Raw genomic sequence first — 23,366 nt, 5'->3', positions numbered from 1 at the left:
GTCAGGCCGCGATCCTCTCGTATTCGATCCGGAACATCTCGAGCGGCGTCGCGGGCTCGACGACGTGGTTCATGTTGAAGCGATAGCTCGGACCGCGCGGGATCTCCGCCGGCGAATACGGATACGCGATCGAGGTGATGAGGCCGGTCCACTCGGGCACCGGGTAGTGGACCGCGATGTGGCTCACCGATTTCATCAGCGCGGTGGCAAGCTCCTGGGTGTCCGCGGTCGCCTGGAATAGAAGTCCCACTTCGTGACCGATCGAAGTCTCCGGCTCCAGCGGCCCCATCGTCGCGTTCCGGCCGAAGACCCGCACGTCGAGCTTGTGCCTGTCCTCGATCCCCGGACCGAACACCGCCGCGATGCGGTCGCGCGCCGCTTTCATGAGCCCGGACAGCCACGAATCGAACTGCCGCAGGATGATCGGATCGCGCACGCTGCCGACGATGATCGCCTGGTAGCCGGCGAGCTCGGCACCTTCGAGCTTGATCGTGTAGGTCTCGGCCTTCCTGAAGGTGCTGCCCGAGACTTTCACCGCGCGATCGGAGATCGCTTCGTATTTCGCGTTGAAGGTGTCGAGCACGCCCGACGGCTCGACCAGCACGTAAGGCGTCGAGTTCTCGTAGAGGTTGTGCGACGCTACGCTGTCGGGATCGCAGCGATAGTCGGGATTCGGCGGGTCGACGATGAAGTGATCGTCGCGCACGATCGCGAAGTTGCAGTCGGGATACTTGCGCTGCACCACGCACGCCGCGCCGCATTCGAGGATCTTCGCCGCGTGCCACACGGTCGCGGGGTTGATGCCGCGCATGGTCGGCATCGCCGAGAAGATCGAGGTGTCGCTCGAACGCCCCGCGAGGACCACGTCCGCGCCGTTGTCGAGCGCTTCGCAGAACGGCTCGATCCCCGCCATGCCGACGATGTGCTCGCTGCGGTCGATCACCGCTTCGTCGAGGTGAGGCGCGTTGGCGAGCGGGCGAATCTTCTTCTCCTTCAGCTTGCGCTTGAGATAGTCCTTGTCCTGCTCGCTGTGGATCGCCGCGAGCTTGAACGAAAGTCCTTCCTCCTTCGCGATCTCGCGCGCGATGCGCGTGAGCTTCGCGAGCTGCGCGTCGCTGCCCGACGTGCACGCCGAGCCGACGATCACCGGGATCTTCGCGGCGCGGCCGGCGAGCAGCATGAGGCGCAAGTCGCGCTTGTACGCGGACTCGGAGAACAGCGTGTCGCCGGAGCCGAGATAGTGCGGGCCGGGATCGGTCGAGCCCGAATCGGCGCCGATGAAGTCGGGATTCAGCGCCATGGCGCGCTTCATCGTCTCTTCCTTGAAGCCCGAGCCGAGGATGCCGGTGGCGGACAGGATGCGGATTTCTTTCATGGGATGCACCGAACGGAACGTTGTTCGATTATAGGATACGCTTCGAGGAACCTGTCATTGCGAGGAACGAAGTGACGAAGCAATCCCGAGACGCTCGATCAGCGTTCGCAACGAGATCGCCACGCCGCCGTTGGCGGCTCGCGATGACAATGGCGGCGTTGGTCGTTTGCTCTGTCTCCGCGGCCGACTATCCGCAACGCCCGATCCGCATGCTCGTGCCGTTCTCGCCCGGCGGCACTTCGGACACTCTCGCGCGCATCCTCGGCCAGAAGATGACCGAAGCGTGGGGCCAGCAGGTGGTGGTGGACACGCGCCCCGGCGCGAGCGGCATCATCGGCACCGAGATCGCCGCGCGTGCGCCGGCGGACGGCTACACCCTGCTCCACGGCAACCTCAGCCAGTTCGCGACCAACCCGTTCCTCTACAGCAGGATTCCGTACGACACCTTCCGCGACTTCGTGGCGCTGACGCAGGTCGGCACCGCCCCGCAGCTCCTCGTGATCACGCCGTCGCTGCCCGCGAAATCGGTCGGCGATCTGGTCCAGCTCGCCAAAGCGAGACCCGGCGCGCTCAATTACGGTTCCGGCGGCGCGGGCACGCTCGCGTACCTCGGCGGCGAGATGTTCCGCATGCAGGCGGGCGTGAACATCGTGCACGTGCCTTACAAGGGGACCGTGCTCGCCCTGAACGACCTGATCGCGGGCGCGGTGCAGATCCTGTTTTCGGACATGCCGATCGCACTGCCTCACGCGAAATCGGGCAAGCTGCGCGCGATCGCGGTGACCGGTGCGAAGCGCACGCCGCTCTATCCCGAGATGCGCACCGTCGCCGAGTCGGGCGTTCCGGGTTATGCGCTCGACAACTGGTGGGGCATACTCGCCCCGCGGGCGACGCCGAAGGAGATCGTCGCGAAGCTCGCGGCGCAGATCGCGCGCATCCATACGATGCTCGACGTCAGGGAGCGCTATGCCGCGATGGGCGTCGAAGCGCTCGCGACGACGCCGGAGCAGTTCACCGCTTACATCAGGTCCGAAGCGGCGAAGTTCGAGAAGGTGATCAAAGTGTCCGGAGCCAAAGTCGATTGATTCAAAGGCGTGAACGGGTGAACGGGTGAACGGAAAAAATCTGAAGTTGCTGACGTCGAACAGCGTGCACGGGGTGCTGAAGGTCCTGGGCCCGCAGTTCGCAAAGGACAGCGGATACACGCTGGATGCGAGCTTCGATCCGGCGCAGGTGATGCTGCGGCGGATCGCCGCCGGAGAGTCCGGCGACGTGGCGATCCTCGGCGCGGCGGCGATCGAGAAGCTGGTCGGCGAAGGCAAGATCGACGGCGACAGCGTGCGCAAGGTCGCGCGCTGCGGCGTGGGCGTCGCCGTGCGCAAGGGCGCACCCAAGCCGGACGTGAGCACCGTCGACGCCCTGAAGAAGACGCTCCTGGAGACGCCGTCGCTCATCTTCACCAGCGAAGGCGCGAGCGGCATCCACTTCTCGCGCGTGATCGCGGATCTCGGCATCGCCGAGGCGATCAAGGCGAAGGCGCACCGCCAGGCCGGCGGGCTCGTCGCCGAGGTGCTCGCACGCGGCGAGGTCGAGCTCGCGGTGCAGCAGATCCCCGAGCTCCTCGCGGTGGAAGGCGTCGAGCTGGTCGGTCCGCTGCCCGCGGACGTGCAGGCGATCTCGACCAGCGCGGTGGGCATCTTCGCGAATGCGGCGAGCCGCGAAGCCGCGCAGGCCTTCATCGACTTTCTCGCCACCGCCGAAGCGAAACGCGTGTTCCGCGAGAAAGGCCACGAGCCGGTTTGAAGACGCTCCTCATCGTCTCTCACGACATGAGGAGCGCCGGTTTGAAGACGCTCCTCATCGTCTATCACGACATGAGGAGCGCCGGTTGAAGACGCTCCTCATCGTCTATCACACGATGACGGGCGGCTCCGCCCAGATGGCCGACGCGGCGCGCAAAGGCGCGGCGGCCGAGCCTCAGGTGAACGTGAGGCTGCTGCGCGCCGCCGAGGCGGCGGGCGAAGACGTGCTCGCCGCCGACGGCTATGTCTTCGTCACGCCCGAGAACCTCGCCTCGATGGCGGGCGTGATGAAGGATTTCTTCGACCGCACCTACTACGTCGCGCTCGACCGCATCGCCGCGCGGCCGTACGCGACCCTCGTCTGCGCCGGCAGCGACGGCACGAACGCGGTGCGCCAGATCGAGCGCATCTGCACCGGATGGCGGCTCAAGGCGGTGTGCGAGCCGATCATCGTGTGCACGCACGCGCAGACGCCCGAGGCCATACTCGCGCCCAAGACGATTCCCGCCGACGAATTGAAGCGCTGCGAAGAAACCGGCGCTGCGATCGCGGCGGGCATCGCCATGGGAATCTTCTGACTTCTTTCCAACCGCACAAACATGATTCGAATCCTGTTCGCTCTCGTCACCGTCTGCGCGGCGTGCACCTGCGCTGCCGCAGATCCCTATCCCACCCGTCCCGTCCGCATCGTCGTGCCGTTCGCGCCCGGCGGCGGGCTCGACATCCTCGCGCGGCTGCTCGGGCTGAAGCTCGGCGATGCGCTGAAACAGACGATCGTCATCGACAATCGCACCGGTGCCGGCGGCAACATCGGCGCGGAGATCGTCGCGAAAGCGGCCCCGGACGGCTACACGCTGCTGCTGACGAGCACGTCGCTCGCGGTGAACGCGAGCCTCTATTCCAAGCTCGGCTACGACGCGCGCCGCGATTTCGCGCCGGTGTCGCTGCTCGCCTCGGTGCCGCTGGTCCTGGTCGCGAACAATGCGATCCCGCGCACGCTGAAGGAGCTGGTCGCGGCCATCAAGGCGAAGCCGGGCGCTTACGCATACGCCTCCAACGGCGCCGGCACGACGAGCCATCTCTCGGGAGAGCTTCTCGGCCTGCTCCTCGGCGCGAAGATGACGCACGTGCCTTACAAAGGCGGCGTGCCGGCGATGATCTCGGTCGCGGCGGGCGACACCCAGGTCGCGTTCACGACGATTCCGTCCGCGCTGCCGTTCATCAAGAGCGCCAAGGTGAACGCGATCGCGGTGTCGACGAAGAAGCCGTCGGCGGTGCTGCCGAACGCGCCGACCGTCGCGAGCGTCGTCCCGGGCTTCGATACCGACAACTGGTACGGCCTATTCGCGCCCGCGGCCACGCCGGCAGGCATCGTCCAGCGCGTGAACGCCGAGACCGTGCAAGCGTTGAAGGCGCAGGACGTGCGCGACACCCTCGTGCGCGAAGGCTCGGAGCCGATCGGCAGCACCCCGCAGCAGTTCGCCGCGTATTTCCCGGCCGAGATCGTGAAATACGCGAAGGTGGTGAAAGCGTCGGGAGCGACGTCGAATTAGGGAGAAGCATCACCCGCGAAAGAGAAACGTCATTCCCGCGAAGGCGGGAATCCGTTTCGACGTTCAGGCTTTGACAAATGGATTCCGGATCGCGCTGACGCGCGTCCGGAATGACGACCTCGCTATTTCGTCCGCGCGGTCAGCAGCGCCTGCGCGACCCCTTCGATTCCCACGAGCGTCAGAAAGCAACGAATTACGCGAGGACCTGCTGGATCTGCTCTTCCCGCAGCATCTCGTACACGAAATGCTCGAGCTCCGGCCCGAGCGCGTCGCGCACCGACACCATGCCGAGCACGCGTCCGTCGTCGACCACGGGAAGATGGCGATAGCGGCCGTCGTGCATCATGCGAAGCGCGGTGTCGAAGGCGCAGTCGGGCGCGATCGTCTGCGGATTGCGGGTCAGGACGGCGTCGAGCGGCGTGGTGACCGGGTCGCGTCCTTCGGCGAGCACGCGAAAGAGCGCGTCGCGCTCGGTGAAGATGCCGCAGAGCTTGCCGTCTTCGACGACCATCAGCGCACCGATGTTGTGCTGCCTCATCAGCAGCGCGGCCTCCTTCACCATGATGCCGGCGGGCGCGGTGATCGGCTCCTGCCCTTCGATGATCTGCCTGACGGTGCGCTCTACCATGGTGCCTCCGAGGGTACGTGGCATGCATCGTGACGCTCGTTTCGATGCTACGCTTCGCCCGCTGGAGGGTCAACGCAATGAAGTCGCAACTGGCGATCGCCATCCTGGCGGCGATCGCGTGCGGTTGTGCGCCGCTGCCGCCGGCGCGCGACGCCGCACATCCGCGGGGCATCGCCGTCGAGCACCATCCGTCACCGAATTTCGACGCCCGGCGTCCCAATTTCGTCGTCATACATCACACGGGCGGCAGCGACGTCGGCCGGGCGCTGCGCACGCTCACCGATCCGGCGATGGGCGTGAGCTCGCATTACCTGATCTCGCGCGACGGCAGGATCATGCAGCTCGTCGACGAGCGCTCGCGCGCGTGGCATGCGGGCGAGTCGTACTGGGCCGGCGTCGACGACCTCAACTCGGTTTCGATCGGCATCGAGCTCGACAACGACGGCATCGAGCCGTACGCCGAGCCGATGATCTCGGCGCTGCTGGCGCTGCTCGCCGACATCCGGACGCGTTACGACATCCCGTCGTCGAACATCGTCGGCCACGGCGACGTCGCGCCGGGCCGCAAGGTCGACCCCGGGGCGCTCTTTCCGTGGCGGCGGCTCGCGGCGGAAGGCTACGGGCTGTGGTGCGAGCCGCCCTATCCCGCGGTTCCGGCGGACGCCGACACGAACCTCCTGCTCCACGCGTTCGGCTACAGCGTCGAGCGGCCCGATGCCGCGGCCGCGGCGTTCAAGCGACGCTTCGTCCCCGACGATCCGTCGCCTTTCATGACGGAAAAGGATCGCGCGATACTGTACTGTCTGGTCATGCAGAAACAGCTGTAGCGCAGGCGCCCCCGCCTGCACTCGAGCCGTTTACTGCCGCAGGCGAGGCGCCTGCGCTACCCGAAAGGACTTCGACATGCTCAAAGGCAGGACCGCACTGATCACGGGCTCGACGAGCGGCATCGGGCTGGGCATCGCGAAGCGCTTCGCGGCGTCGGGCGCCAACGTGGTGCTGAACGGCTTCGGCGACGCGAAGGAGATCGAGACGCTGCGCGACGCGCTCGCGCAGGAGCACGGCGTGAGCGTGCTCTACGACGCGGCGGACATGACCAGGCCCGATACCATCGAAGCGATGATGGCGCGCGCGTTCGAGGCCTTCGGCGCGATCGACGTGCTCGTCAATAACGCCGGCATCCAGCACGTCGCGCCGATCGACGAGTTCCCGGTGGACCGCTGGAACGCGGTCATCGCGATCAACCTGGTGTCGGCGTTCCACACCATCCGGCTCGCGCTGCCGAAGATGAAAGCGCGCCGCTGGGGGCGGATCATCAACGTCGCTTCGGCGCACGCGCTCGTCGCTTCGCCGTACAAGTCCGCCTACGTCGCCGCCAAGCACGGCATCGCCGGCCTGACCAAGACCGTCGCGCTCGAAGTCGCGGAGCTCGGCATCACGGTCAACGCGATCTGCCCCGGCTACGTGCTGACGCCGCTCGTCGAGAAGCAGATCCCCGACACCGCGCAGGCGCGCGGCATCACCGAAGAGCAGGTGGTGAAAGACGTGCTGCTCGCCGCGCAGCCGACCAAGAAATTCGTGACGATCGACGAGGTCGCGGCGATGGCGGGTTATCTCGCGAGCGACGATGCGGCTTCCGTGAACGGGACGCTTCTGTCGATAGACGGCGGTTGGACTGCGGCCTAGAGACCGTCATTCCGGACGCGCGCAGCGCGACCCGGAATCCATTTTGACTTTTTGAACCTGAAAATGGATCCTGGCTTTCGCCAGGACGACGCTGCATGTCGAGTGGATTCCCGCCTTCGCGGGAATGACGATGCTCAATCGCCTTTGATTCCGGCGTTGCGGATCACCTTCGTCCACTTCGCGAGCTCCGCCCTGATATAGGCGCCGAACTCCGCGGGCGAGCTGCCCACCGGCTCGTAGCCCTGGTCGCGGAGCCGGTCACGTATATCGTTCATCGCGACCACCTTCGCGGTCTCTCCCGCGAGGCGCTGCACGACCGGCTTCGGCGTCGCGGCCGGCAGGACGAAGCCCTGCCAGGTGCTCGCTTCGTACCCCGCGAGCCCGGCCGCTTCGGCGACCGTCGGAAGCTCCGGCATCGCCGCGGAGCGCTTCGCGCTGGTGACGGCGAGCGCGCGCACCTTGCCGGCCTTGATCTGCGGCACCGCCGACGGCAGCGTCGACACCATCACCGGCACGCGCCCCGCCATCAAATCGAGCAAGGCAGGGCCGCCGCCCTTATAGGGGATGTGCGTGAGCTTGATGCCGGTGAGCCCGTTGAGCAGCTCGCCCGCGAGGTGCTGCGTCGAGGCGTGGCCCGAGGACGAAAAGTCGATCTGTCCCGGCTTCGCCTTGGCGACCTCGATCAGCTCCTTCATGCTCTTCGCCGCGAACGACGGATGCACCAGGAAGACGTTCGGCGACATGGTGAGCTGCGACACCGGTGCAAAGTCGCGGATCGGATCGAACGGCGTGCGCGCGTAGAGGCTGGGGCTCGTCACGAGATTCGGCGCGGTGAGCAGGAGGGTGTACCCGTCGGGCGCGGCGTTCTTGACGATCTCGGCGCCGACGTTGCCGGTCGCGCCGGGACGGTTGTCGGCGACCACCTGCTGTCCGAAACGCTCCGACAGCCGGGCCGCGACGGCGCGGCCGACGGTATCCGACGCGCCGCCCGGCGACTGCGGAATGATGAGGCGCATCGGGCGGTTAGGATACGGCGCTTCGACCGCGACGGCCGCGCCTGCGCTGAAAGCGAGCGCGACCGCGCACCCGCACTGAAGCTTCTTGTTCATTCTGTCTCCCCGGATCGAGTCACCCTCGGATTATGACGGCGCACGCACGGTGCTACCATGTCCCGATGAACGACGCGCCCGCTCCCTATCAGGTCAACGAATACGCGCCCGACCCTGCGGTGCAGCTCGACCGCGCGGTCGCCGAGAAGTACGTGCGCTACGCGCACATGCTTAGCCGTCGAGGTTACGTGCAGAGCACGCTCGGCGGGATGGTGATCCGCGTCGCGCACGAGAAGTATCCCGACGGCCTCGCTTACGCGAAACCGGCCGGCGTCTCGCTCGAAGAGATGAGCGTCGACGACGTCGTGATCACCGACATCCCGTACGGCCGAGTGATCCACGGCAACGCTGCGACGAGCGTCGGCCACCAGATGAACCGGGAGATCCTGCGCCTGCGGTCCGACGTCAACTGCGTCATCCACCTCCACCACGACGAGACCATCGCGCTGCTCGCGGCGGGCGCGGAAGAGATCAAGAGCTATTCGCTCACCTTCTCGTATCTCATGCAGAAGCCGATCGCCTACCTGCCGGCGCACCTGAATGTCGAAGAAGACGTCGGACCGATCAAGACCTTCATCCACGACACCAACTGCATCGTGATGAAGCGCCACGGCATCACGGTGCTCGGGCGCGACGTCTCGGAGTGCTACCACCGCGTCAACACCTACGCCTCGGAAGTGAAGCGGCAGATCATCGTCGAGCTGCTGTGCGCCGCGAAAGGCACCACGCCCGAAGAGATCAGCAAGGAAGAGATGGAGTGGATGTTCAGCCGCGGCGACGGCGTCGTCTACCCCACCCTCATCCGCAAGCACAAGAGTTGAATCCATGGAACACGCAGACCTGAAGCCGGCGCCCGCGCGCCGCGAAGACGCGAGGCTCGTCACCGGCCACGGCCGCTACAGCGCCGACTGGAACCTGCCCGGGCAGCTCTATGCCGCTTTCGTGCGCGCCGACCGGGCGCACGCCGAGATCGTCTCGCTCGATGCGTCGCGCGCGCTTGCCGCGCCGGGCGTCAAAGCGGTGCTCACCGGCGACGACGCGAAAGCGTTCGGCTTCAAATCGCTGCCGAACACCGTCAACTATCCCGGCAAGGACGGCCAGCAGATCAAGAAACCTTTCCATCCGGTGCTCGCGATGGGCCGCGTGCGCTACGTGGGCGAGCCGGTCGCGATGGTCGTCGCGGAGACGGCGCAGATCGCCGAGGATGCGCGCGAGCTGATCGACATCGACTACCGCGATCTTGCCGCGGTCACCACCTTCGAAGACGCGGTGGCCGCCGGCGCGCCGCAGCTTCACGACAGCGTGCCCGGCAATCTCGCGTTCGAGTTCGACTCGGGCGATGCGACCGCGGTCGAAGCGGCATTCGCGAAAGCGGCGCACGTGAGCAAGCTCACCGTCGACAGCCAGCGCCTCGTCGGCAACGCACTGGAGCCGCGCGCGTGCCTCGTCGCCTACGACGCGGGCAGCGGCCGGTACACCTTCCACGTGCCGCTGCAGGGCGTGGGCGGCATGAAGGGACAGCTCTCGTACGTCTCCAACGTCGACAAGGAGAACATCGCGCTCGTCGCGCAGGACGTCGGCGGCAGCTTCGGCGTGCGCGGCGGCTGCTATCCCGAGTATTTCGCATCGATGATGGCGGCGAAGAAGCTCGGCCGGCCGATCAAGTGGGTCGCCACCCGCACCGAGACGTTCATGAGCGACACTCACGGCCGCGCGCTGTCGCTGACGGGGGAGCTCGCGATGGATGCCGAAGGACGCTTCCTGGCGATCCGCTGGGACGACCGCGCCAACCTCGGCGGTTACGGCGGGCCGTTCGGCTCGTTCATCGCGACCAAGAACCTCACGGTCACCATCGGCGGCGTGTACCGCATCCCGGCGATGTACGCGCAGACGCGGCTCGCCTACACCAACACCGTGCCGGTATCGGCGTATCGCGGCGCGGGCCGTCCCGATATCGCGTATGCCATCGAGCGCCTCGTCGACTACGCCGCGCACGAGCACGGCTTCGATCCGATCGAGATCCGTCGCAGAAACTTCGTTCCCGTCGACGCGATGCCTTACAAGACCGCCAACGCGGGGACGTACGACTCCGGCGATTTCGAAGCGGTGATGGACGACGCGCTCGAGCGCGCCGGATGGACGTCGTTCGAATCGCGCAGAGCCGCGTCCGCGAAGCAGGGCAAGCTGCGCGGGATCGGGATCGCGACTTACCTCGAAGCCGGCGGCGGCGGGGCCGCGCCCAAGGACCAGGTCGCGGTCGAGGTCGACGTAAATGGCGCGTTGACGCTGGTCGCGGTGACGCAATCGTCGGGACAAGGCCACGAGACGGTGTTCCCGCAGATCGTGGCGAGCACGCTCGGGATCGACGTCTCGCTCGTGCGCTTCAGTCCGACGGCGCCGGCGGCCGACCTCGTCGGCAACGGCACCGGCGGCTCGCGCGGCGTGCTCGGCACCGGCAGCGCGTTCCTCGTGCTCGCGAGGAAGCTGATCGACATCGCCAAGCCGCATGCGGCTTCGAAGCTCGGCGTCGAAGCTTCGATGCTCACGTACGAGAACGGCGTCTTTCGTGTAGCGCAGGCGCCCTCGCCTGCGACGGAGATCGGTTTCACCGAGCTCGCACGCTCGCTCGCAACCACCCAGCCCCATCCGCTGAACACGACCGCCGAAGGCACCTTCGGCATGAGCTATCCGAACGGGTGTCACATCGCCGAAGTGGAGATCGACCGCGAGACCGGCGAGACCACGGTCGAGCGCTATATCGCGGTCGACGATCTCGGCACGGTGGTCAATCCGGTGCTGGTGGAGGGCCAGGTGCACGGCGGCGTCGTGCAGGGCGCGGGACAGGCGTTCGGCGAGCACGCGATCTACGACCCGCAGTCGGGCCAGCTTCTCACCGCGAGCTTCTCGGATTACTACATGCCGCGCGCGGGCCTCATCTCCGACTTCGAAGTCGCCGAGCACGCGGTGCCGACGCCCACCAACGCGCTCGGCGCGAAAGGCGTCGGCGAAGCGGGCTGCAGCGGTTCGTTACCGGCGCTCGCCAATGCGGTCGTCGACGCGCTGCGCGCCGTCGGCATCACACATCTCGACATGCCGTTCACGCCCGCGCGGGTATGGACGGCGATCGCGCAGGCGAAAACGCGACGTGACGCTTTGCGTAAGGGTGCGTTAGCGCCGTAGGCGCGTAACGCACTGCGCCCTACGTAGGGTGCGCGCGAGCGCACCGCTTCAGCGTTCGTGCTGAGCGTAGCGAAGTCGAAGGACGAACGCTGCCTTGAAGCATCGCGCGTTCATCAGACCGTTGCGCCGAGTCGCGCACGGCCTTCTCGCCCGAATCGGCGTCGCTACTGCGCTTTTCGCGGAGTAGCGATTCGCGTGCTGTCGCGCGCGACCCTGCGCTGCAGGTTATCGTCGACAACAGAGTTGGCGCCGGCAGCACCGTGGGCACGGACATCGTCGCCAAGGCGCCGCCTGATGGACACACCGTGCTATTCACCAACAACGGTATTGCCTACAACCCGGCGCTTTATCCGAAGCTGCCTTACGACACCTTTCGCGATCTTGTCTCAGTCGGTCTGATGGGCACCACCGCAAGTGTGCTCGTAGTGCATCCCACGCTGAGCGCGAAGAACGTTGGTGAGCTCATTGCGCTGATGAAAGCGAAACCGGCGCAGCTGAACTACGGCACCGGTGGCGTCGGCGGAGCAGTGCACCTCGCGTTCGAGCTCTTCCAGACTATGGCGGGAGTGAAGGCTACGCACATTCCCTACAAAGGCGTGGGACCCGCGCTCCTTGATACTGTCGGCGGGCGTGTGCAGCTCATGATGGCCGGTCTGCCGCCGGCGCTCGTCCACGTCAAAGCAAATCGCCTTCGCGCGTTGGGCGTGAGCACCGCCAAACGTGCTTCATCCCTGCCCGAAGTGCCCACGATCTCGGAGAGCGGGGTTCCTGGATACGAATACGTGACTTGGTACGCAATGCTCGCACCGGCGGCCGTCCCGAAGCCGGTCATCGCCAAGCTCAGCGAGACGGGCGTGAGCGCGCTGTCGAACGCTGAGGTTCGCGAGCGATTCTCCCAGCAGGGAGTTGAGCCCGAGACGAGCACGCCCGAAAGGTTCGCGTCCATGCTGCGCGGCGAAGTCGTCCGCTGGACCAAGGTAATCAGAACTGCGGGCATATCGCCGGAGTGATTGCGGGCCGCGCACAGATCGGGTTCGCTTCGCACGCGGCTCAGAGTCGTCCTTAGCGAAGGGCGGCTTCAGGGTCGTTCTCTGCTGGTCGCGCATATCCGTATACGATCGTGGCACTAGTACTTCAGGGCGGCGTTCGTGCTTGGACTTCACTTCGTTACGCTCGGCACGCACGGTTGTAAGGCGCGGCGCGCTGGCGCGCACCCTGCGTAAGGCGCAGTGCGTTACGCCGCTTCGCGGCTAACGCACCCTACTCAAAATGGATTCCCGATCACCTCCGCTATCGCGGGTCGGGAATGACGGCGCCTTCAGACCCCGAGATATCGGTGGAGGATCTCGGGGTCTTCCTTCAGCGCCTGTGCCGGCCCTTCGTGCACGATGTGCCCGTTGTTGAGGATGTAGACCCGCTGCGCGAGCGCGAGCGTGGCGGCGATGTTCTGCTCCACGAGCACGATGGTCTGGCCCCCGGCGACGAGCTCGCGGCACGCGGCGACGAGATCGCGCACGATGGTCGGCGCGAGGCCTTCGAAAGGCTCGTCGAGCAAGACGATCTTCGGATCGCGGATCAAAGCGCGCGCGATCGCCAGCATCTGCTGCTCGCCGCCCGAAAGATCGGTGCCGCGGCTGGTGCGGCGCTCTTTCAGTCGCGGGAACATCTCGTAGATGCGCTCCAGCGGCCAGCGGTTCGGCGCGGTCAGGCCGGCGAGGACGAGGTTCTCCTCGACGTCGAGACTGCCGAAGATGCGCCGCTCCTCGTGCACGAGCTGCATCCCGGCGCGCGCGATGACGTGGCTCTTGCGCCCCGCGACCTCCGCGCCTTCGATCTTCACCGAGCCCGACTCGGGCGTCACCACGCCCATCAGGCTCTTCAGCGTGGTGCTCTTGCCCGCGCCGTTGCGCCCGAGCAGCGCCACGACCTCGTTGCGCTCCACGCGCATCGACACGTCGAAGAGGATGTGCGAGTCGCCGTAATAGCTGTTGAGCCGTTCGACTTCGAGCATGCTCATGCGACCAGTTCCTCGCGCACGCCGCCGAGATAGGCGTCCTGCACCTTCGCGTTCGCCTTGATCTCCGCCGGCGTGCCTTCGACCAGCACCCTGCCCTCCTGCAGCACGGTAATGCGCTCGGCGAGCTCGAACAGCGAATCGACGTCGTGATCGATGACCACCATCGTGCGGCCTTTCGCGATCGACTTGAGCAGCCGCACGGTCTCGGCGCGCTCGGCCGGGCTCATGCCGGCGAGCGGCTCGTCGAGGAGCAGCAGGCTCGGCGAAGTCGCGAGCGCAAGCCCGATCTCGAGGCGGCGCTTCTCGCCGTACGCAAGCTCGGCGACCGGCGTGTCGGCGCGCCCGGTGAGATGGACGAGCGCCAGCGTGCGGCCGACCTGCTCCGCGAGGCCCGGAAACTTCTCCACGCTGCGCAGCAGGTCCACCCTGAACTTGCCGCGCAGCTCCGCGAGCGCGGCGATGGTCAGGTTCTCGCGCACGGTGAGGCGGCTGAAGAGCTGGTTGACCTGGTAGCTCTTGGTGAGGCCGAGCTGGCAGACGTCGGTCACGCTCCTGCCGGTGATGTCGCGGCCTTCGAATACGATGGTGCCCGAGGTCGGCGGCACCTCGCAGGTCAGCATCTTGAAGAACGTGGTCTTGCCGGCGCCGTTCGGGCCGATGATGCCTCGCACCTCGCCTGCGTTGACCGTGAAATCGATGCCGGCGTTGGCGACGAGGCCGCCGTACTGCTTGGTGAGTCCGCGCGCCTCGAGGATGGGGCCGCTGAACCGGGCGCTCTCGTGATGGCGTTCCAGCACGGGGACGATGTGCTCGGGTTCGGTCGGTTGCTGCGATTCCGCTGTCGCAGCGGCTTCCGCGCGCCGCTTGCGGCCGCCGCGCACAAAGTCGTACGCGCTGCGCAAGCCGCCGATGATGCCCTGCCGCAGGAAGCACACAAGCAGAACGAACACGACGCCCAGCACGAGCTTCCACGCCGCGCCCAGGCTGAGCGTGGCCTGCAGCAGGTCCTGCAGCGACAGCCACACCGCAGCGCCGACGAGCGGACCGAACAGCGTGCCGCGCCCGCCGATCGCGGTCTGCATGATGAGCTGGCCCGAGGTCTCGAACATGAACGCGTCCGGCGGCATGAAGCCCTGCAGCACGCCGAGCAGTCCGCCCGCGAGCCCCGCGTATGCCGCTGCGATGACGAACGCGGTCAGCTTGTAGCCGTGGATGTTGTGTCCCAGCGCCGCGGCGCGCAGCGGGTTGTCGCGTATGGCGCGCAGCACCGCGCCCACCGGCGAGCGCACGATGCGCAGCGCGACCACGATGCCGATGAAGTAGCAGAACGCGAGGAACGGATAGAGCGTCCAGCCGCTCGTGAACTGGAACGTCACGAAGCCGAGGTTCACCACCGGCGTCGGAACGCCGGGCAGGCCGTTCTCGCCGCCCGTCCATTCGGAGAGCGGGTTGAACTCGACGAAGTAGAACACTTCGGCGATCGCGACCGTGATCATCGCGAAGTAGATGCCGGTGCGCCGCAGCGCGATCATGCCGACGAGAAAGCCCACGACTGCGGCGGCGAGCATGCCGATGACGAGCGCCGGCACGACGTACGGAAAGCCCGCGCGCGTCAGCAGGTACGCCGCCACCATGCCGCCGGTGCCGTACAGCGCCGACTGGCCGAACGACAGCAGCCCGGTGTAGCCGAACAGGATGTCGAAGCCGATGCCGAAGAGGCCCCACACCAGGATGCGGTTGACGGTATTCGGCGCGAAGCCGAGCGCGGGAAAAACGAACGGGACCGCGATGAGCGCGAGCGCGGTGATGATCTCGACCGCGAACGGCCTGCGCTTCTGGTAGATGCGGTCGGCGTTCATTCGCGTCCCTTCGCGCCCATGAGGCCGCGTGGACGCACCACCAGCACGAGCGTCATCGCCGCGAACAGCATCACGTACGCGTAAGCCGGATTCACCATCGACGTGAGGCTGATGATCTCTCCCGCGATGAGCCCGCCGACCACCGCGCCGGGAAACGAGCCGACGCCGCCGATCACGACGACGACGAAGGTCTGCACGAGGATCGACTCGCCGACGTCGGGGGTGAGCGAGACCACCGGCGCGTTGATGATGCCCGCGAATCCGGCGGCCATCGCGCCGATCCCGAACACCACCATGAACACGCGGTACACGTTGATGCCGAGCGAGTCGGTCATCACCGGGTCCTCGATGCCCGCGCGCACGATGAGGCCGAGCCGCGTGCGGTAGAGCACGAGGAAGAGCGCGATCAGCGCGACGGTGACGATGCCCATGAGCGCGAGGCGATAGGTCGGATACAGCATGAAGCCGAGCGACGTGATGCCCGAGAACACCGGCGGCGCGGGCACCGACCTCGACTCGCTCGAGAACACGAGGCGCACGACCTCCACCAGGCAGATCGCAAGCCCGAACGTGACGAGGAGCTGGTCCTCGTGCGGCCGGTTGTAGAAGTAGCGGATGATGCCGCGCTCGATCACGATGCCGAAGACCAGCAGGAACAGCGTGCCGGCGATGACCGCGACGATGAACGACCCGGTCGCGGTGTACGCGGCGTAGCCCGCGTAGCCGCCGAGCATGAACATCGCGCCGTGAGCGAGGTTGAGCACGCCGAGCGTGCCGTAGATGATCGTGAGGCCCGAGCTGATGAGCGCGAGCAGCGCGCCGAGCGCAAGACCGTTGAAGAACTGCGCGACGAAGTTCGACCAGGTAAGCATGCGACGTGGCCGCGGGCGGCTCGCGCCGCCCGCGACTTCAACTCCGTAGGTGGACGAAGATCAGGTGTAGGAGCCGAGCTTGCAGCCGAACGCGTCGGGCTTCTGCATGAGCGGTGCGCCGGCGACGACGTCGAGCACCTCCCAGTAGTCCTCCTTGTTCTTCATCTCCTTCGCCGTCTTGCCGCGCACGATGACGACCGGCCGCACGAGCTGGTGGTCCTCCTTGCGGAAGTACACCTCGCCCACCGTCGACTGGAGCTTGCGGCCCGCCTCGAACGACTTGATGACGTCGGGCGGATAGAAGGTGCCCGCGTTCTCGACCGCGTCGGCCCACAGCGCGAAGGACATGTAGGCGTTGTTCGCGCCCCACTCGGGACGGTAGCCGTACTTCTTCGTGAACTCGGCGACGAACTGCTTGGCGAGCGGAAACTTGTCTTCGAGCGTCCACCAGAAATCGGTCGCGGCATACACGCCCGACAGCAGGTTGCCGCCGACCTCGCGCGCGAGGAACGGGATCTGGTACGGCACCACGAGCTTCATCTTCTCGAGGATGCCGAACTGCTTGGCCTGCTGGATCGACAGCACCGCGTCGTGGCCCCAGTTCACGTTGACGAGCATGTCGGCGCCGGAGTTCGCGACGTTCAGCAGATACGACGAGTAGTCGGGCGCGCCGAGCGGCGCCACCTGGTTCGTCACCATCGTCCAGCCGGCGGTCTTGAGATAGTCGTCGACCGACTTGGTGACGGTGTGGCCGTAGGTGTAATCGGGCGTGAGATACGCCGCCTTCTTGTTCTTGCCGTAGGCCTTCACGAGCACCGGACCGATCGCCGCCGCGGCGGTCTGACCGTAGAAGCACTGGCGGAAGCCGTAGCGCACGCAGTCCTTGCCGGTGGTGTCGTTCGACCCGGAGATGCCGGTGACGTACAGCACCTTCTCGCGCTCGGCGAGCTTGTTGAGCGCCACCGCGACCGCGCTCGACGTCGAGCCGGTCATGAGGATCGCCTTGTTCTCGGAGATGAAGCGCTGCTCGGCCTGGACGGCATCGTTGGGCTTGGCGGCGGAATCGGCGACGCCGAACTTCACTTCCTTGCCGAGCACGCCTTTCTTGGTCCTGGGCGAGATCTGCTTCATCAGCGGGTGCCCGCTGTTGAGGTGCTCGATCGCGAGCTGCCAGCCCTTGAGCTCGTCCTCGCCCTGCACGGCATACGTGCCGGTGCGCGGCACGGCGATACCGATGAAAACCGAATTACCCTGCACGCCCGCCGGCCATGTGCCGATCGGCGGGTGCTGCTCTGCTGCGAGCGCCTGCATCGGCAGCCCGGCAGGCAGCACGAGCCCGCCTGCGACTGCGGCGCTCGTGCCCAGGAACCTGCGCCGGGCCGGACTGTGAACCATCGAACCGCGGTCCTTCGTCATGACTTCCCTCCAGGTGGTTATGTATCGTGACACGATACTTTTACTAATATATCGCGACACGATATTACGCGCATTCCGGGCGGTGTGGTAAAACCGGCGAACCCCCCGGGAGACCCTGCGTGCTACTGAAGAAAGCGGAGAAGCGCTTCAAGCTCACGACCGCCGACTACGCGCGGCTCGCGGCTTTCCGCTATGCGCTGCGCGGCTTCCTGCGGTTCAGCGAGAATGCCGCCGCGGGCGCCGGCCTGACGGCCCAGCACTACCAGGCGATGCTGATCCTGCGGGCGTGTCCCGAAGACGAGCGGGTGACGATCAACGATCTCGCGCAGCAGCTCCTCATCAAGCACAACAGCGCGGTCGGCCTGGTCGACCGGCTGGTGCAGGAAAAGCTCGCCGAGCGCCGTCCCTCGAGCGAAGACCGCCGCAAGGTCGAGCTCGCGCTCACCGCCCGCGGCCGCCAGGTGCTGGCGAAGCTCGCGGCGATGCACCGGCGCGAGCTCCAGCGCGTCGGGCCTGTGCTGGAACAGTTCTTCGGAGAGCTCTCGAACGGCAAGCCCGCGGTGTCCGCTAAGAAGAAGCGGTCGGGCCACGCCTCGCGCTAGGCGTAGAGGCGATCAAGCGCGGCTGGGCGCCGCTCCCCGCGCTACTGCGGCTGGATCTTCGCCGCCTTGATGAGCTTCGCGTAAAGCGCCATCTCGCGATCGATGAATTTCGCGAAGTCGGCGGGCGAGCTCGCAAGCGGCACGAGGCCGAGATCCTCGAGCCGCGGCTTGATCTCGGGCGAGAACATGATGCGGGCGACTTCTTTGTGCATGCGCTCGACCCGGTCCTTGGCCACGCCGGCGGGGAACCAAAGGCCGTGCCATCCGGCGAACTCGAAATCGGGGAAGCCGGATTCCTGAAAGGTGGGAATGCTCGGCAGCGGCGGCGCGCGATGGGCAGCCGTTATAGCGAGCGCGCGCACCTTGCCGGCTCTCACGAACGGCGTGCCCTGTGCAACGCTCACCATCATCGTCTCGACCTGTCCCGCGATCACGTCGTTGAGCGCAGGACCGCCACCCTTGTAGCTCACGTGAGTGATGTCCAGCCCTGCAGCCGCTTTCATCATCTCCGCGGCGAGGTGTGTCGCATTGCCGGCGCCGGCCGAGGCGTAGTTGAGCTTGCCCGGACGCGATTTCGCGAGCGCGATGAATTCCTTCAGGCTTTTCGCCGGAACCGACGGATGCACGACGAGCACCATGCCGTGTGTAGACGCCATCTGGGTGATGGGCAGGAAATCGCGCACCGAATCATACGGAAGCTTCTTGTAGATGTACGGATTCGCGGCGTGGCTGCCGGTCTGGTAGAGGAACGTATAGCCGTCGGGCGGACTCTTTGCGACAAGCTCGCTGCCGACGATGCCGTTCGCGCCCGGCCGATTGTCGACGATGACCGTGTGACCGAAACCTTCCGTCAGCTTTTGTACGAGGATGCGGCCCCAGACGTCGATCGGCCCCCCGGGCGAATACGGAACCACCATGCGCAGAGTCTTCGTCGGATAAGTTTCCTGCGCATGCACCGGCATGACGGAAACGAGCGCGAGAACGACAGTGTAGATGCGTAGCATGCGTTCGATTATGGCATAGTGCGCTTCCGATTCACCGAGAGAACACCATGGCACTGGAGCAGATCTTTCCGCGCTTTTCTGAAAGCGAGTACGAGCGTCGCGAAGCGGCAGTGCGGCGCGAGATGGAAGCGCGCGGTCTCGATGCGCTCGTGATCGCCGGCGATTCCGGCGGCCGCACCGCAAACCAGGCGAGCGTCTACTGGCTCACCAATTGGCTCGACCCGATGGTGAATTACGTGGTGATGACGCGTAAGCACGGGCCTTATCTCTTCGTGAGCTATCCGCTCTTCCTGCACACTGCGAAACGTGCCGGGCGAGGAGAGTCGATCGAGTGCGGCGCGCTCAATCCCGGATCCGACATCGCCAAGCGCCTGATCGACCTGGGCTGCGGCAAAGGCAGGATAGGCATCGCCGGCGTCCGCAACATCGCCAAGGGCTCGATGCTCGCCGATCACCGCGATGCGCTCGTCAAAGCGATGCCGGAGGCGCAGTTCGAAGACGCGCTGGACGTCATGGTCGACGCGCGCATGATAAAGAGCGCCGAAGAGCTCGAATGGTTCGAGCGCGGCGCAGAGCTCACGGACGCGTGCATCGAGCGCCTTGCGAAGAACATGGAACCGGGCATGCCCGAGTACCAGCTTTCGAGGCTCATCCACGAGGCGGTGCTGCCTCACGGCGGCAACGTGCGGCTGCAGTTCGTCGGCGCCACACCGATGGCCGCGCCGGAGATCATCTTTCCATGGCAATACCCGTCCAATCGCAAGCTTCAGCGCGGCGACGTCGTACTGACGGAGATCAGCGCGAGCTGGGGCGGCTGCTCCGGCCAGATCCAGCGTCCGTTCGCGATCGCGGCCCCGCCAACGGCGCTCTACCAGCGCCTCTACGATGTCGCCGCTGACTGCTACCAGCGCATTTTCGACGTGCTGAAGCCCGGCGCCACCGACACCGATGTGCGCAACGCCGCGATCTTCATCGAGAAGGAAGGCTTTCGTACGCTCGACATTCTCATCCACGGCTGGGGTCTGCAGATCGAGCCTCCGCGAGTCGACCTGCCGGGCGCGATGATCAAGCGCGAGCTCGGACCCGTGACTTTCCAGGCCGGCATGCTAATCGTGATCCAGCCAAATATCGTCACAGCGGACGGCAAGGCCGGAGTGCAGGCCGGGAACCTCGTGGTGATCGAAGAGAACGGCGCGCGCGCGCTGCAACGCTACCCGATGGAATTCGTGCGCACGTAATGCGGTGCGTTACGCGCCTGCGGCGCTAACGCAGCCTACGCAGATGACGCAGTAAGCTCAGCCTGTTCGCGCCAGCGGGCCGCGCAGCAGCTTTCCGGGCAGCGCCCCGGTGGGCTTCCCGTCGCGCAGCAGCGTCTGGCCGTTGACGACCGTCGCCTTCACGCCGCGCGCACGCTGCACCAGCCGACGTGCACCGGCGGGCAGGTCGTCGACCACTTCCGGCATCTCGGCGACGATGCGTTCGGGATCGAAGACCATGAGGTCGGCCGCCATGCCTTCGCGGATGAGCCCGCGGTCGTGGAAGCCCCAGTACGTCGCCGGAACGCACGTCAGCATGTGCACCGCGTGCTCGAGCGTGAACGCCTGCTTCTCACGCACCCAGTGCGCGAGATAGTGCGTCTGGAGCGACGAATCCATGAGCTGCGAGACGTGCGCGCCGGAGTCCGAGAACGTCGGCAGCGTGCGCGGATGACGCAGGATCTCGAGCGCGACGTCCTGGTCCTCGTTCGCGACCGGCATGAGGAAGAAGAAGTCGAGATCCTTTTCCAGCGCGAGGTCGATCATCGTCTCCGCCGGATGCTGACCCCGCTCGCGCGCGACGTCGGCGACGCTGCGGTGCGGTCCTTCCACGGTGTCGAAGACGTAGAGCTTCTCGTACTCGCGCTGGCGCGCTTCGGTGCCGAGCGCCCGGCGCGGATCCTGCGCGGTCGAAGCCTGCACGAGCTTCGGGCGCAGCTCGGGATCGCGCAGCTTCGCGGCCTGCTCCTTCAGCGGCAGCTTCCGGATGTCCTTCCAGATCGGCAGGCGGTCGAACGGCATCTGCGTCCTGAACGAGAGCAGCGCCGACAACGAGCGGCTGTGCGCCTGCGCGAACATGCGGCCGCCCATCGCATTCGTCTCGTCCAGGAGATCGAGATACGACTTCCACGTGCCCGGCGAGCTCTCCCGTCCGAACAGGCCGAACGTGATCGGCCTTCCCGATTCGATCGCGAGATCGCGCAGCCGCACGTGCCAGTCGCGCAGGCCGGGGTCGCCGGGGGTGCGATCGACACCTTCGCCCGCGACTTCGAAGATGCCGGCATCGAGCTCGCCCATCGCGTTCACCAGCCGCCGCACTTCCTGCCACGTCGCGAGACGGCTCGCGACCGGACGGCCTTCGGGCGTCTCGTGCGTCGGGATGCGGGAGCTCGTGAAGCCGATCGCGCCGGCCCGGACCGACTGCCGCACTTCGCGCTCCATCGCGCGCAGATCGTCTTCGGTCGCCTCGTCCTCGAACGCGCGCTCGCCCATGACGAACGTGCGGATCGCGGAATGACCGACGTAGCCCGAGTAGTTGATCCCTTTCGGCAGCGCGTCCAGCGCGTCCAGGTATTCGGGATAGCTCGTCCACGTCCACTTGATGCCCGCCTCCATCGCTTCCGCCGGGATGTCCTCGGCGCGCTGGAGATTGCGCACCACGAGGTGCTTGTCCTTCTCGGCGCACGGCGCGAGCGTGAAACCGCAGTTGCCCATGACGACCGTGGTGATGCCGTGATAGCAGGAGGAGGTGCCGAGCGGGTCCCAGAAGACCTGCGCGTCCATGTGGGTGTGGCCGTCGATGATGCCGGGCGCGACGACGTGGCCTTCGGCATCGATGACGTCGGCCGCGCCGTCGCGGATGCGGCCGATCGCGGCGATCCTGCCGTCCTTGACGCCGACGTCGGCCCGGAAGCGGGGCAGGCCTGAACCGTCGATCACCGTCCCGTTCTTGATCAGAAGATCGTAGGGCATGTCGGCTCCCTTTCGGCGGATGGGTGCTGCGCGGTCCGGCCATCATACCGAATGCGCTGGACTGCGGCGACGCGGGGCGTAGACTGGCCGCTACAACAAGCTACGCACGAGCTCGGTTTCCGGGCGATGGCGTCGGCCCGTGGCACCGAGCGACAAGGAAGGGTCCTCGTCGATGAGGAGGGCCACGGATGAAACTCATCCGCTTCGTTGTCCTGGCAGCGCTGGCCGTCGTGAGCGGCGGCGCGCTCGCGCAGCCCGCGAAATCCGATTTTCCCAGCCGTCCGCTGCGTTACATCGTGCCGTTCCCTCCGGGCGGCTCGGCCGACCTCGTTGCGCGCGTGGTGTCCGTGCCGCTCGCCGAAGAGCTCGGCCGGCAGGTCGTCGTCGACAACCGTGCCGGCGCCGCGGGGACCGTCGGCGCGGAGATCGCGGCGAACGCGACGCCGGACGGCTACACGATCTTCGCCTGCAACATCGCATCGCTGGCGGTCAGTCCGGCGCTCTACAAGAAGCTCAACTACGATCCCGTCGCCGGTTTCGCGCCGGTGGGTCTCATCGGCAGCACACCGAACGCGCTCGCGGTGCACCCGTCCGTCGCGGCGAAGACGATTCCCGAGTTCATCGCGCTCGCCAGGAACCGTCCGGGCAAGATGAACTACGCCTCCGCCGGCGTGGGGACCTCGCCGCAGCTGTCGATGGAGCTGTTCCGGATGCACGCCCGCATCGAGCTCGTGCACGTTCCGTACAAGGGCGCGGGGCCGGCGCTGGTGGCGCTGCTCGGTGGTCAGGTCGAGGCGATGTTTTCGACGGTGCCGACGTATACGGGGGCGCTGCGCGCCGGCAAGGTCCGTTTGCTCGGCGTGACCTCGACGACGCGCCACCCCGACCTGCCTGACGTGCCGACGCTCGCCGAATCGGGCATGACCGGTTTCGAGGTGATCTCGTGGCAGGGCCTGTGCACTCCGGCGGGCGTGCCGGAAGCCGTGCTCGCCCGGATCCGCAGCGCGCTCGTGGCGGCGCTCGCGCAGCCCGACGTGAGGAAGCAGCTTGCCGATCAGGGCATGCAGCTCACGCCGCTGATCGCCGACAAGTTCGCGGCCTTCGTGCGTTCGGAGCGCGCGAAGTGGGCGAAGGTGGTGAAGGACGTCGGCATCGACCCGCAGTAAGCGCCCCAAAGGCAGGAGGGCCGTCGATGAAACGCATTGGCGTCGTTGTCATCTCTGCGTTGTCTGCGGCTTCGGCCGGCGCAATGGCG

21 protein-coding genes are annotated in these 23,366 nt (G+C 66.5%); 12 read left to right on the top strand and 9 right to left on the bottom strand.

Annotated elements, in window-relative coordinates; translation table 11 throughout:
- Position 1: 1 nt before the first annotated feature.
- Positions 2-1,375 (bottom strand): acyclic terpene utilization AtuA family protein, encoded by a 1,374-nt coding sequence (locus tag VHP37_18870; protein ID HEX2828425.1) that lies wholly within the window; start codon positions 1,373-1,375, stop codon positions 2-4.
- A gap of 149 nt (positions 1,376-1,524) precedes the next feature.
- Here VHP37_18870 and VHP37_18865 point away from each other — a divergent pair, with 149 nt between their 5' ends.
- The 4 genes from VHP37_18865 to VHP37_18850 all read left to right on the top strand — a co-directional run bounded on the left by VHP37_18865 (position 1,525) and on the right by VHP37_18850 (position 4,730).
- Positions 1,525-2,460: a tripartite tricarboxylate transporter substrate binding protein gene (locus VHP37_18865; protein HEX2828424.1), complete on the top strand. Its 936-nt coding sequence runs from the start codon at positions 1,525-1,527 to the stop codon at positions 2,458-2,460.
- Positions 2,461-2,485: 25 nt separating this feature from the next.
- Complete coding sequence (locus VHP37_18860) at positions 2,486-3,178, top strand: substrate-binding domain-containing protein (GenBank protein HEX2828423.1); 693 nt, start codon at positions 2,486-2,488, stop codon at positions 3,176-3,178.
- A gap of 85 nt (positions 3,179-3,263) precedes the next feature.
- On the top strand, positions 3,264-3,755 hold the full coding sequence (locus VHP37_18855; GenBank protein HEX2828422.1) for an NAD(P)H-dependent oxidoreductase: 492 nt from the start codon (positions 3,264-3,266) through the stop codon (positions 3,753-3,755).
- A gap of 21 nt (positions 3,756-3,776) precedes the next feature.
- Positions 3,777-4,730, top strand: a complete 954-nt coding sequence (locus VHP37_18850; GenBank protein HEX2828421.1) for a tripartite tricarboxylate transporter substrate binding protein — start codon at positions 3,777-3,779, stop codon at positions 4,728-4,730.
- Positions 4,731-4,923: 193 nt separating this feature from the next.
- Here VHP37_18850 and VHP37_18845 read toward each other — a convergent pair whose 3' ends face one another.
- Positions 4,924-5,358: a CBS domain-containing protein gene (locus VHP37_18845; protein HEX2828420.1), complete on the bottom strand. Its 435-nt coding sequence runs from the start codon at positions 5,356-5,358 to the stop codon at positions 4,924-4,926.
- A 77-nt stretch (positions 5,359-5,435) separates the two neighbouring features.
- Between VHP37_18845 and VHP37_18840 the strand changes: the two genes are divergently transcribed.
- Positions 5,436-6,185: an N-acetylmuramoyl-L-alanine amidase gene (locus VHP37_18840; protein HEX2828419.1), complete on the top strand. Its 750-nt coding sequence runs from the start codon at positions 5,436-5,438 to the stop codon at positions 6,183-6,185.
- 76 nt (positions 6,186-6,261) lie between these two features.
- On the top strand, positions 6,262-7,044 hold the full coding sequence (locus VHP37_18835; GenBank protein ID HEX2828418.1) for a 3-hydroxybutyrate dehydrogenase: 783 nt from the start codon (positions 6,262-6,264) through the stop codon (positions 7,042-7,044).
- Between the two features lie 134 nt (positions 7,045-7,178).
- Here VHP37_18835 and VHP37_18830 read toward each other — a convergent pair whose 3' ends face one another.
- Positions 7,179-8,153 (bottom strand): tripartite tricarboxylate transporter substrate binding protein, encoded by a 975-nt coding sequence (locus VHP37_18830; protein HEX2828417.1) that lies wholly within the window; start codon positions 8,151-8,153, stop codon positions 7,179-7,181.
- A gap of 65 nt (positions 8,154-8,218) precedes the next feature.
- Here VHP37_18830 and VHP37_18825 point away from each other — a divergent pair, with 65 nt between their 5' ends.
- The 3 genes from VHP37_18825 (at position 8,219) to VHP37_18815 (ending at position 12,343) form a co-directional block, all read left to right on the top strand.
- Positions 8,219-8,974: a class II aldolase/adducin family protein gene (locus tag VHP37_18825; GenBank protein HEX2828416.1), complete on the top strand. Its 756-nt coding sequence runs from the start codon at positions 8,219-8,221 to the stop codon at positions 8,972-8,974.
- Positions 8,975-8,978: 4 nt separating this feature from the next.
- Entirely contained in the window at positions 8,979-11,333 is a 2,355-nt protein-coding gene (locus tag VHP37_18820; GenBank protein ID HEX2828415.1) for a xanthine dehydrogenase family protein molybdopterin-binding subunit, read from the top strand.
- A 101-nt stretch (positions 11,334-11,434) separates the two neighbouring features.
- Positions 11,435-12,343, top strand: a complete 909-nt coding sequence (locus VHP37_18815; protein ID HEX2828414.1) for a tripartite tricarboxylate transporter substrate binding protein — start codon at positions 11,435-11,437, stop codon at positions 12,341-12,343.
- 308 nt (positions 12,344-12,651) lie between these two features.
- Here VHP37_18815 and VHP37_18810 read toward each other — a convergent pair whose 3' ends face one another.
- The 4 genes from VHP37_18810 to VHP37_18795 are packed head-to-tail and all read right to left on the bottom strand — an operon-like array spanning position 12,652 to position 17,497.
- Positions 12,652-13,350, bottom strand: a complete 699-nt coding sequence (locus VHP37_18810) for an ABC transporter ATP-binding protein (GenBank protein HEX2828413.1) — start codon at positions 13,348-13,350, stop codon at positions 12,652-12,654.
- A complete protein-coding gene (locus VHP37_18805) occupies positions 13,347-15,209 on the bottom strand; it encodes a branched-chain amino acid ABC transporter ATP-binding protein/permease (protein ID HEX2828412.1) in 1,863 nt (620 codons plus the stop codon). The genes VHP37_18810 and VHP37_18805 overlap by 4 nt, the downstream gene beginning before the upstream one ends.
- Complete coding sequence (locus tag VHP37_18800; protein ID HEX2828411.1) at positions 15,206-16,081, bottom strand: branched-chain amino acid ABC transporter permease; 876 nt, start codon at positions 16,079-16,081, stop codon at positions 15,206-15,208. Before VHP37_18800 ends, VHP37_18805 begins: the two co-directional genes overlap by 4 nt.
- Before the next feature lie 60 nt (positions 16,082-16,141).
- On the bottom strand, positions 16,142-17,497 hold the full coding sequence (locus VHP37_18795; GenBank protein ID HEX2828410.1) for an ABC transporter substrate-binding protein: 1,356 nt from the start codon (positions 17,495-17,497) through the stop codon (positions 16,142-16,144).
- 119 nt (positions 17,498-17,616) lie between these two features.
- Between VHP37_18795 and VHP37_18790 the strand changes: the two genes are divergently transcribed.
- Positions 17,617-18,099, top strand: a complete 483-nt coding sequence (locus VHP37_18790) for a MarR family transcriptional regulator (protein HEX2828409.1) — start codon at positions 17,617-17,619, stop codon at positions 18,097-18,099.
- 41 nt (positions 18,100-18,140) lie between these two features.
- Here VHP37_18790 and VHP37_18785 read toward each other — a convergent pair whose 3' ends face one another.
- On the bottom strand, positions 18,141-19,103 hold the full coding sequence (locus tag VHP37_18785; protein ID HEX2828408.1) for a tripartite tricarboxylate transporter substrate binding protein: 963 nt from the start codon (positions 19,101-19,103) through the stop codon (positions 18,141-18,143).
- A 47-nt stretch (positions 19,104-19,150) separates the two neighbouring features.
- Here VHP37_18785 and VHP37_18780 point away from each other — a divergent pair, with 47 nt between their 5' ends.
- Entirely contained in the window at positions 19,151-20,341 is a 1,191-nt protein-coding gene (locus VHP37_18780; GenBank protein ID HEX2828407.1) for a M24 family metallopeptidase, read from the top strand.
- Positions 20,342-20,398: 57 nt separating this feature from the next.
- On the opposite strand, the gene VHP37_18775 is transcribed toward VHP37_18780, so the two are convergent.
- Positions 20,399-22,111, bottom strand: coding sequence for an amidohydrolase family protein (locus VHP37_18775; GenBank protein HEX2828406.1), 1,713 nt, complete (start codon positions 22,109-22,111; stop codon positions 20,399-20,401).
- A 188-nt stretch (positions 22,112-22,299) separates the two neighbouring features.
- On the opposite strand from VHP37_18775, the gene VHP37_18770 reads away from it, so the two are divergent.
- Complete coding sequence (locus tag VHP37_18770; GenBank protein HEX2828405.1) at positions 22,300-23,277, top strand: tripartite tricarboxylate transporter substrate binding protein; 978 nt, start codon at positions 22,300-22,302, stop codon at positions 23,275-23,277.
- Positions 23,278-23,366 lie beyond the last annotated feature (89 nt).

The sequence above is a fragment of the Burkholderiales bacterium genome (assembly GCA_036262035.1).
Taxonomy (GTDB): domain Bacteria; phylum Pseudomonadota; class Gammaproteobacteria; order Burkholderiales; family SG8-41; genus JAQGMV01.
Note: the sequence above shows the minus strand (reverse complement) of the source record. Positions and strands in the feature narration are given on the sequence as shown.

Excerpts from the sequence above, each read along its gene's own strand:
- VHP37_18870 (HEX2828425.1), bottom strand. The coding sequence starts at position 1,375 with ATGAAAGAAATCCGCATCCTGTCCGCCACCGGCATCCTCGGCTCGGGC.
- VHP37_18865 (HEX2828424.1), top strand. The coding sequence starts at position 1,525 with ATGGCGGCGTTGGTCGTTTGCTCTGTCTCCGCGGCCGACTATCCGCAA.
- VHP37_18850 (HEX2828421.1), top strand. The coding sequence starts at position 3,777 with ATGATTCGAATCCTGTTCGCTCTCGTCACCGTCTGCGCGGCGTGCACC.
- VHP37_18845 (HEX2828420.1), bottom strand. The coding sequence starts at position 5,358 with ATGGTAGAGCGCACCGTCAGGCAGATCATCGAAGGGCAGGAGCCGATC.
- VHP37_18840 (HEX2828419.1), top strand. The coding sequence starts at position 5,436 with ATGAAGTCGCAACTGGCGATCGCCATCCTGGCGGCGATCGCGTGCGGT.
- VHP37_18835 (HEX2828418.1), top strand. The coding sequence starts at position 6,262 with ATGCTCAAAGGCAGGACCGCACTGATCACGGGCTCGACGAGCGGCATC.
- VHP37_18830 (HEX2828417.1), bottom strand. The coding sequence starts at position 8,153 with ATGAACAAGAAGCTTCAGTGCGGGTGCGCGGTCGCGCTCGCTTTCAGC.
- VHP37_18825 (HEX2828416.1), top strand. The coding sequence starts at position 8,219 with ATGAACGACGCGCCCGCTCCCTATCAGGTCAACGAATACGCGCCCGAC.
- VHP37_18820 (HEX2828415.1), top strand. The coding sequence starts at position 8,979 with ATGGAACACGCAGACCTGAAGCCGGCGCCCGCGCGCCGCGAAGACGCG.
- VHP37_18810 (HEX2828413.1), bottom strand. The coding sequence starts at position 13,350 with ATGAGCATGCTCGAAGTCGAACGGCTCAACAGCTATTACGGCGACTCG.
- VHP37_18805 (HEX2828412.1), bottom strand. The coding sequence starts at position 15,209 with ATGAACGCCGACCGCATCTACCAGAAGCGCAGGCCGTTCGCGGTCGAG.
- VHP37_18800 (HEX2828411.1), bottom strand. The coding sequence starts at position 16,081 with ATGCTTACCTGGTCGAACTTCGTCGCGCAGTTCTTCAACGGTCTTGCG.
- VHP37_18795 (HEX2828410.1), bottom strand. The coding sequence starts at position 17,497 with ATGACGAAGGACCGCGGTTCGATGGTTCACAGTCCGGCCCGGCGCAGG.
- VHP37_18785 (HEX2828408.1), bottom strand. The coding sequence starts at position 19,103 with ATGCTACGCATCTACACTGTCGTTCTCGCGCTCGTTTCCGTCATGCCG.
- VHP37_18780 (HEX2828407.1), top strand. The coding sequence starts at position 19,151 with ATGGCACTGGAGCAGATCTTTCCGCGCTTTTCTGAAAGCGAGTACGAG.
- VHP37_18775 (HEX2828406.1), bottom strand. The coding sequence starts at position 22,111 with ATGCCCTACGATCTTCTGATCAAGAACGGGACGGTGATCGACGGTTCA.
- VHP37_18770 (HEX2828405.1), top strand. The coding sequence starts at position 22,300 with ATGAAACTCATCCGCTTCGTTGTCCTGGCAGCGCTGGCCGTCGTGAGC.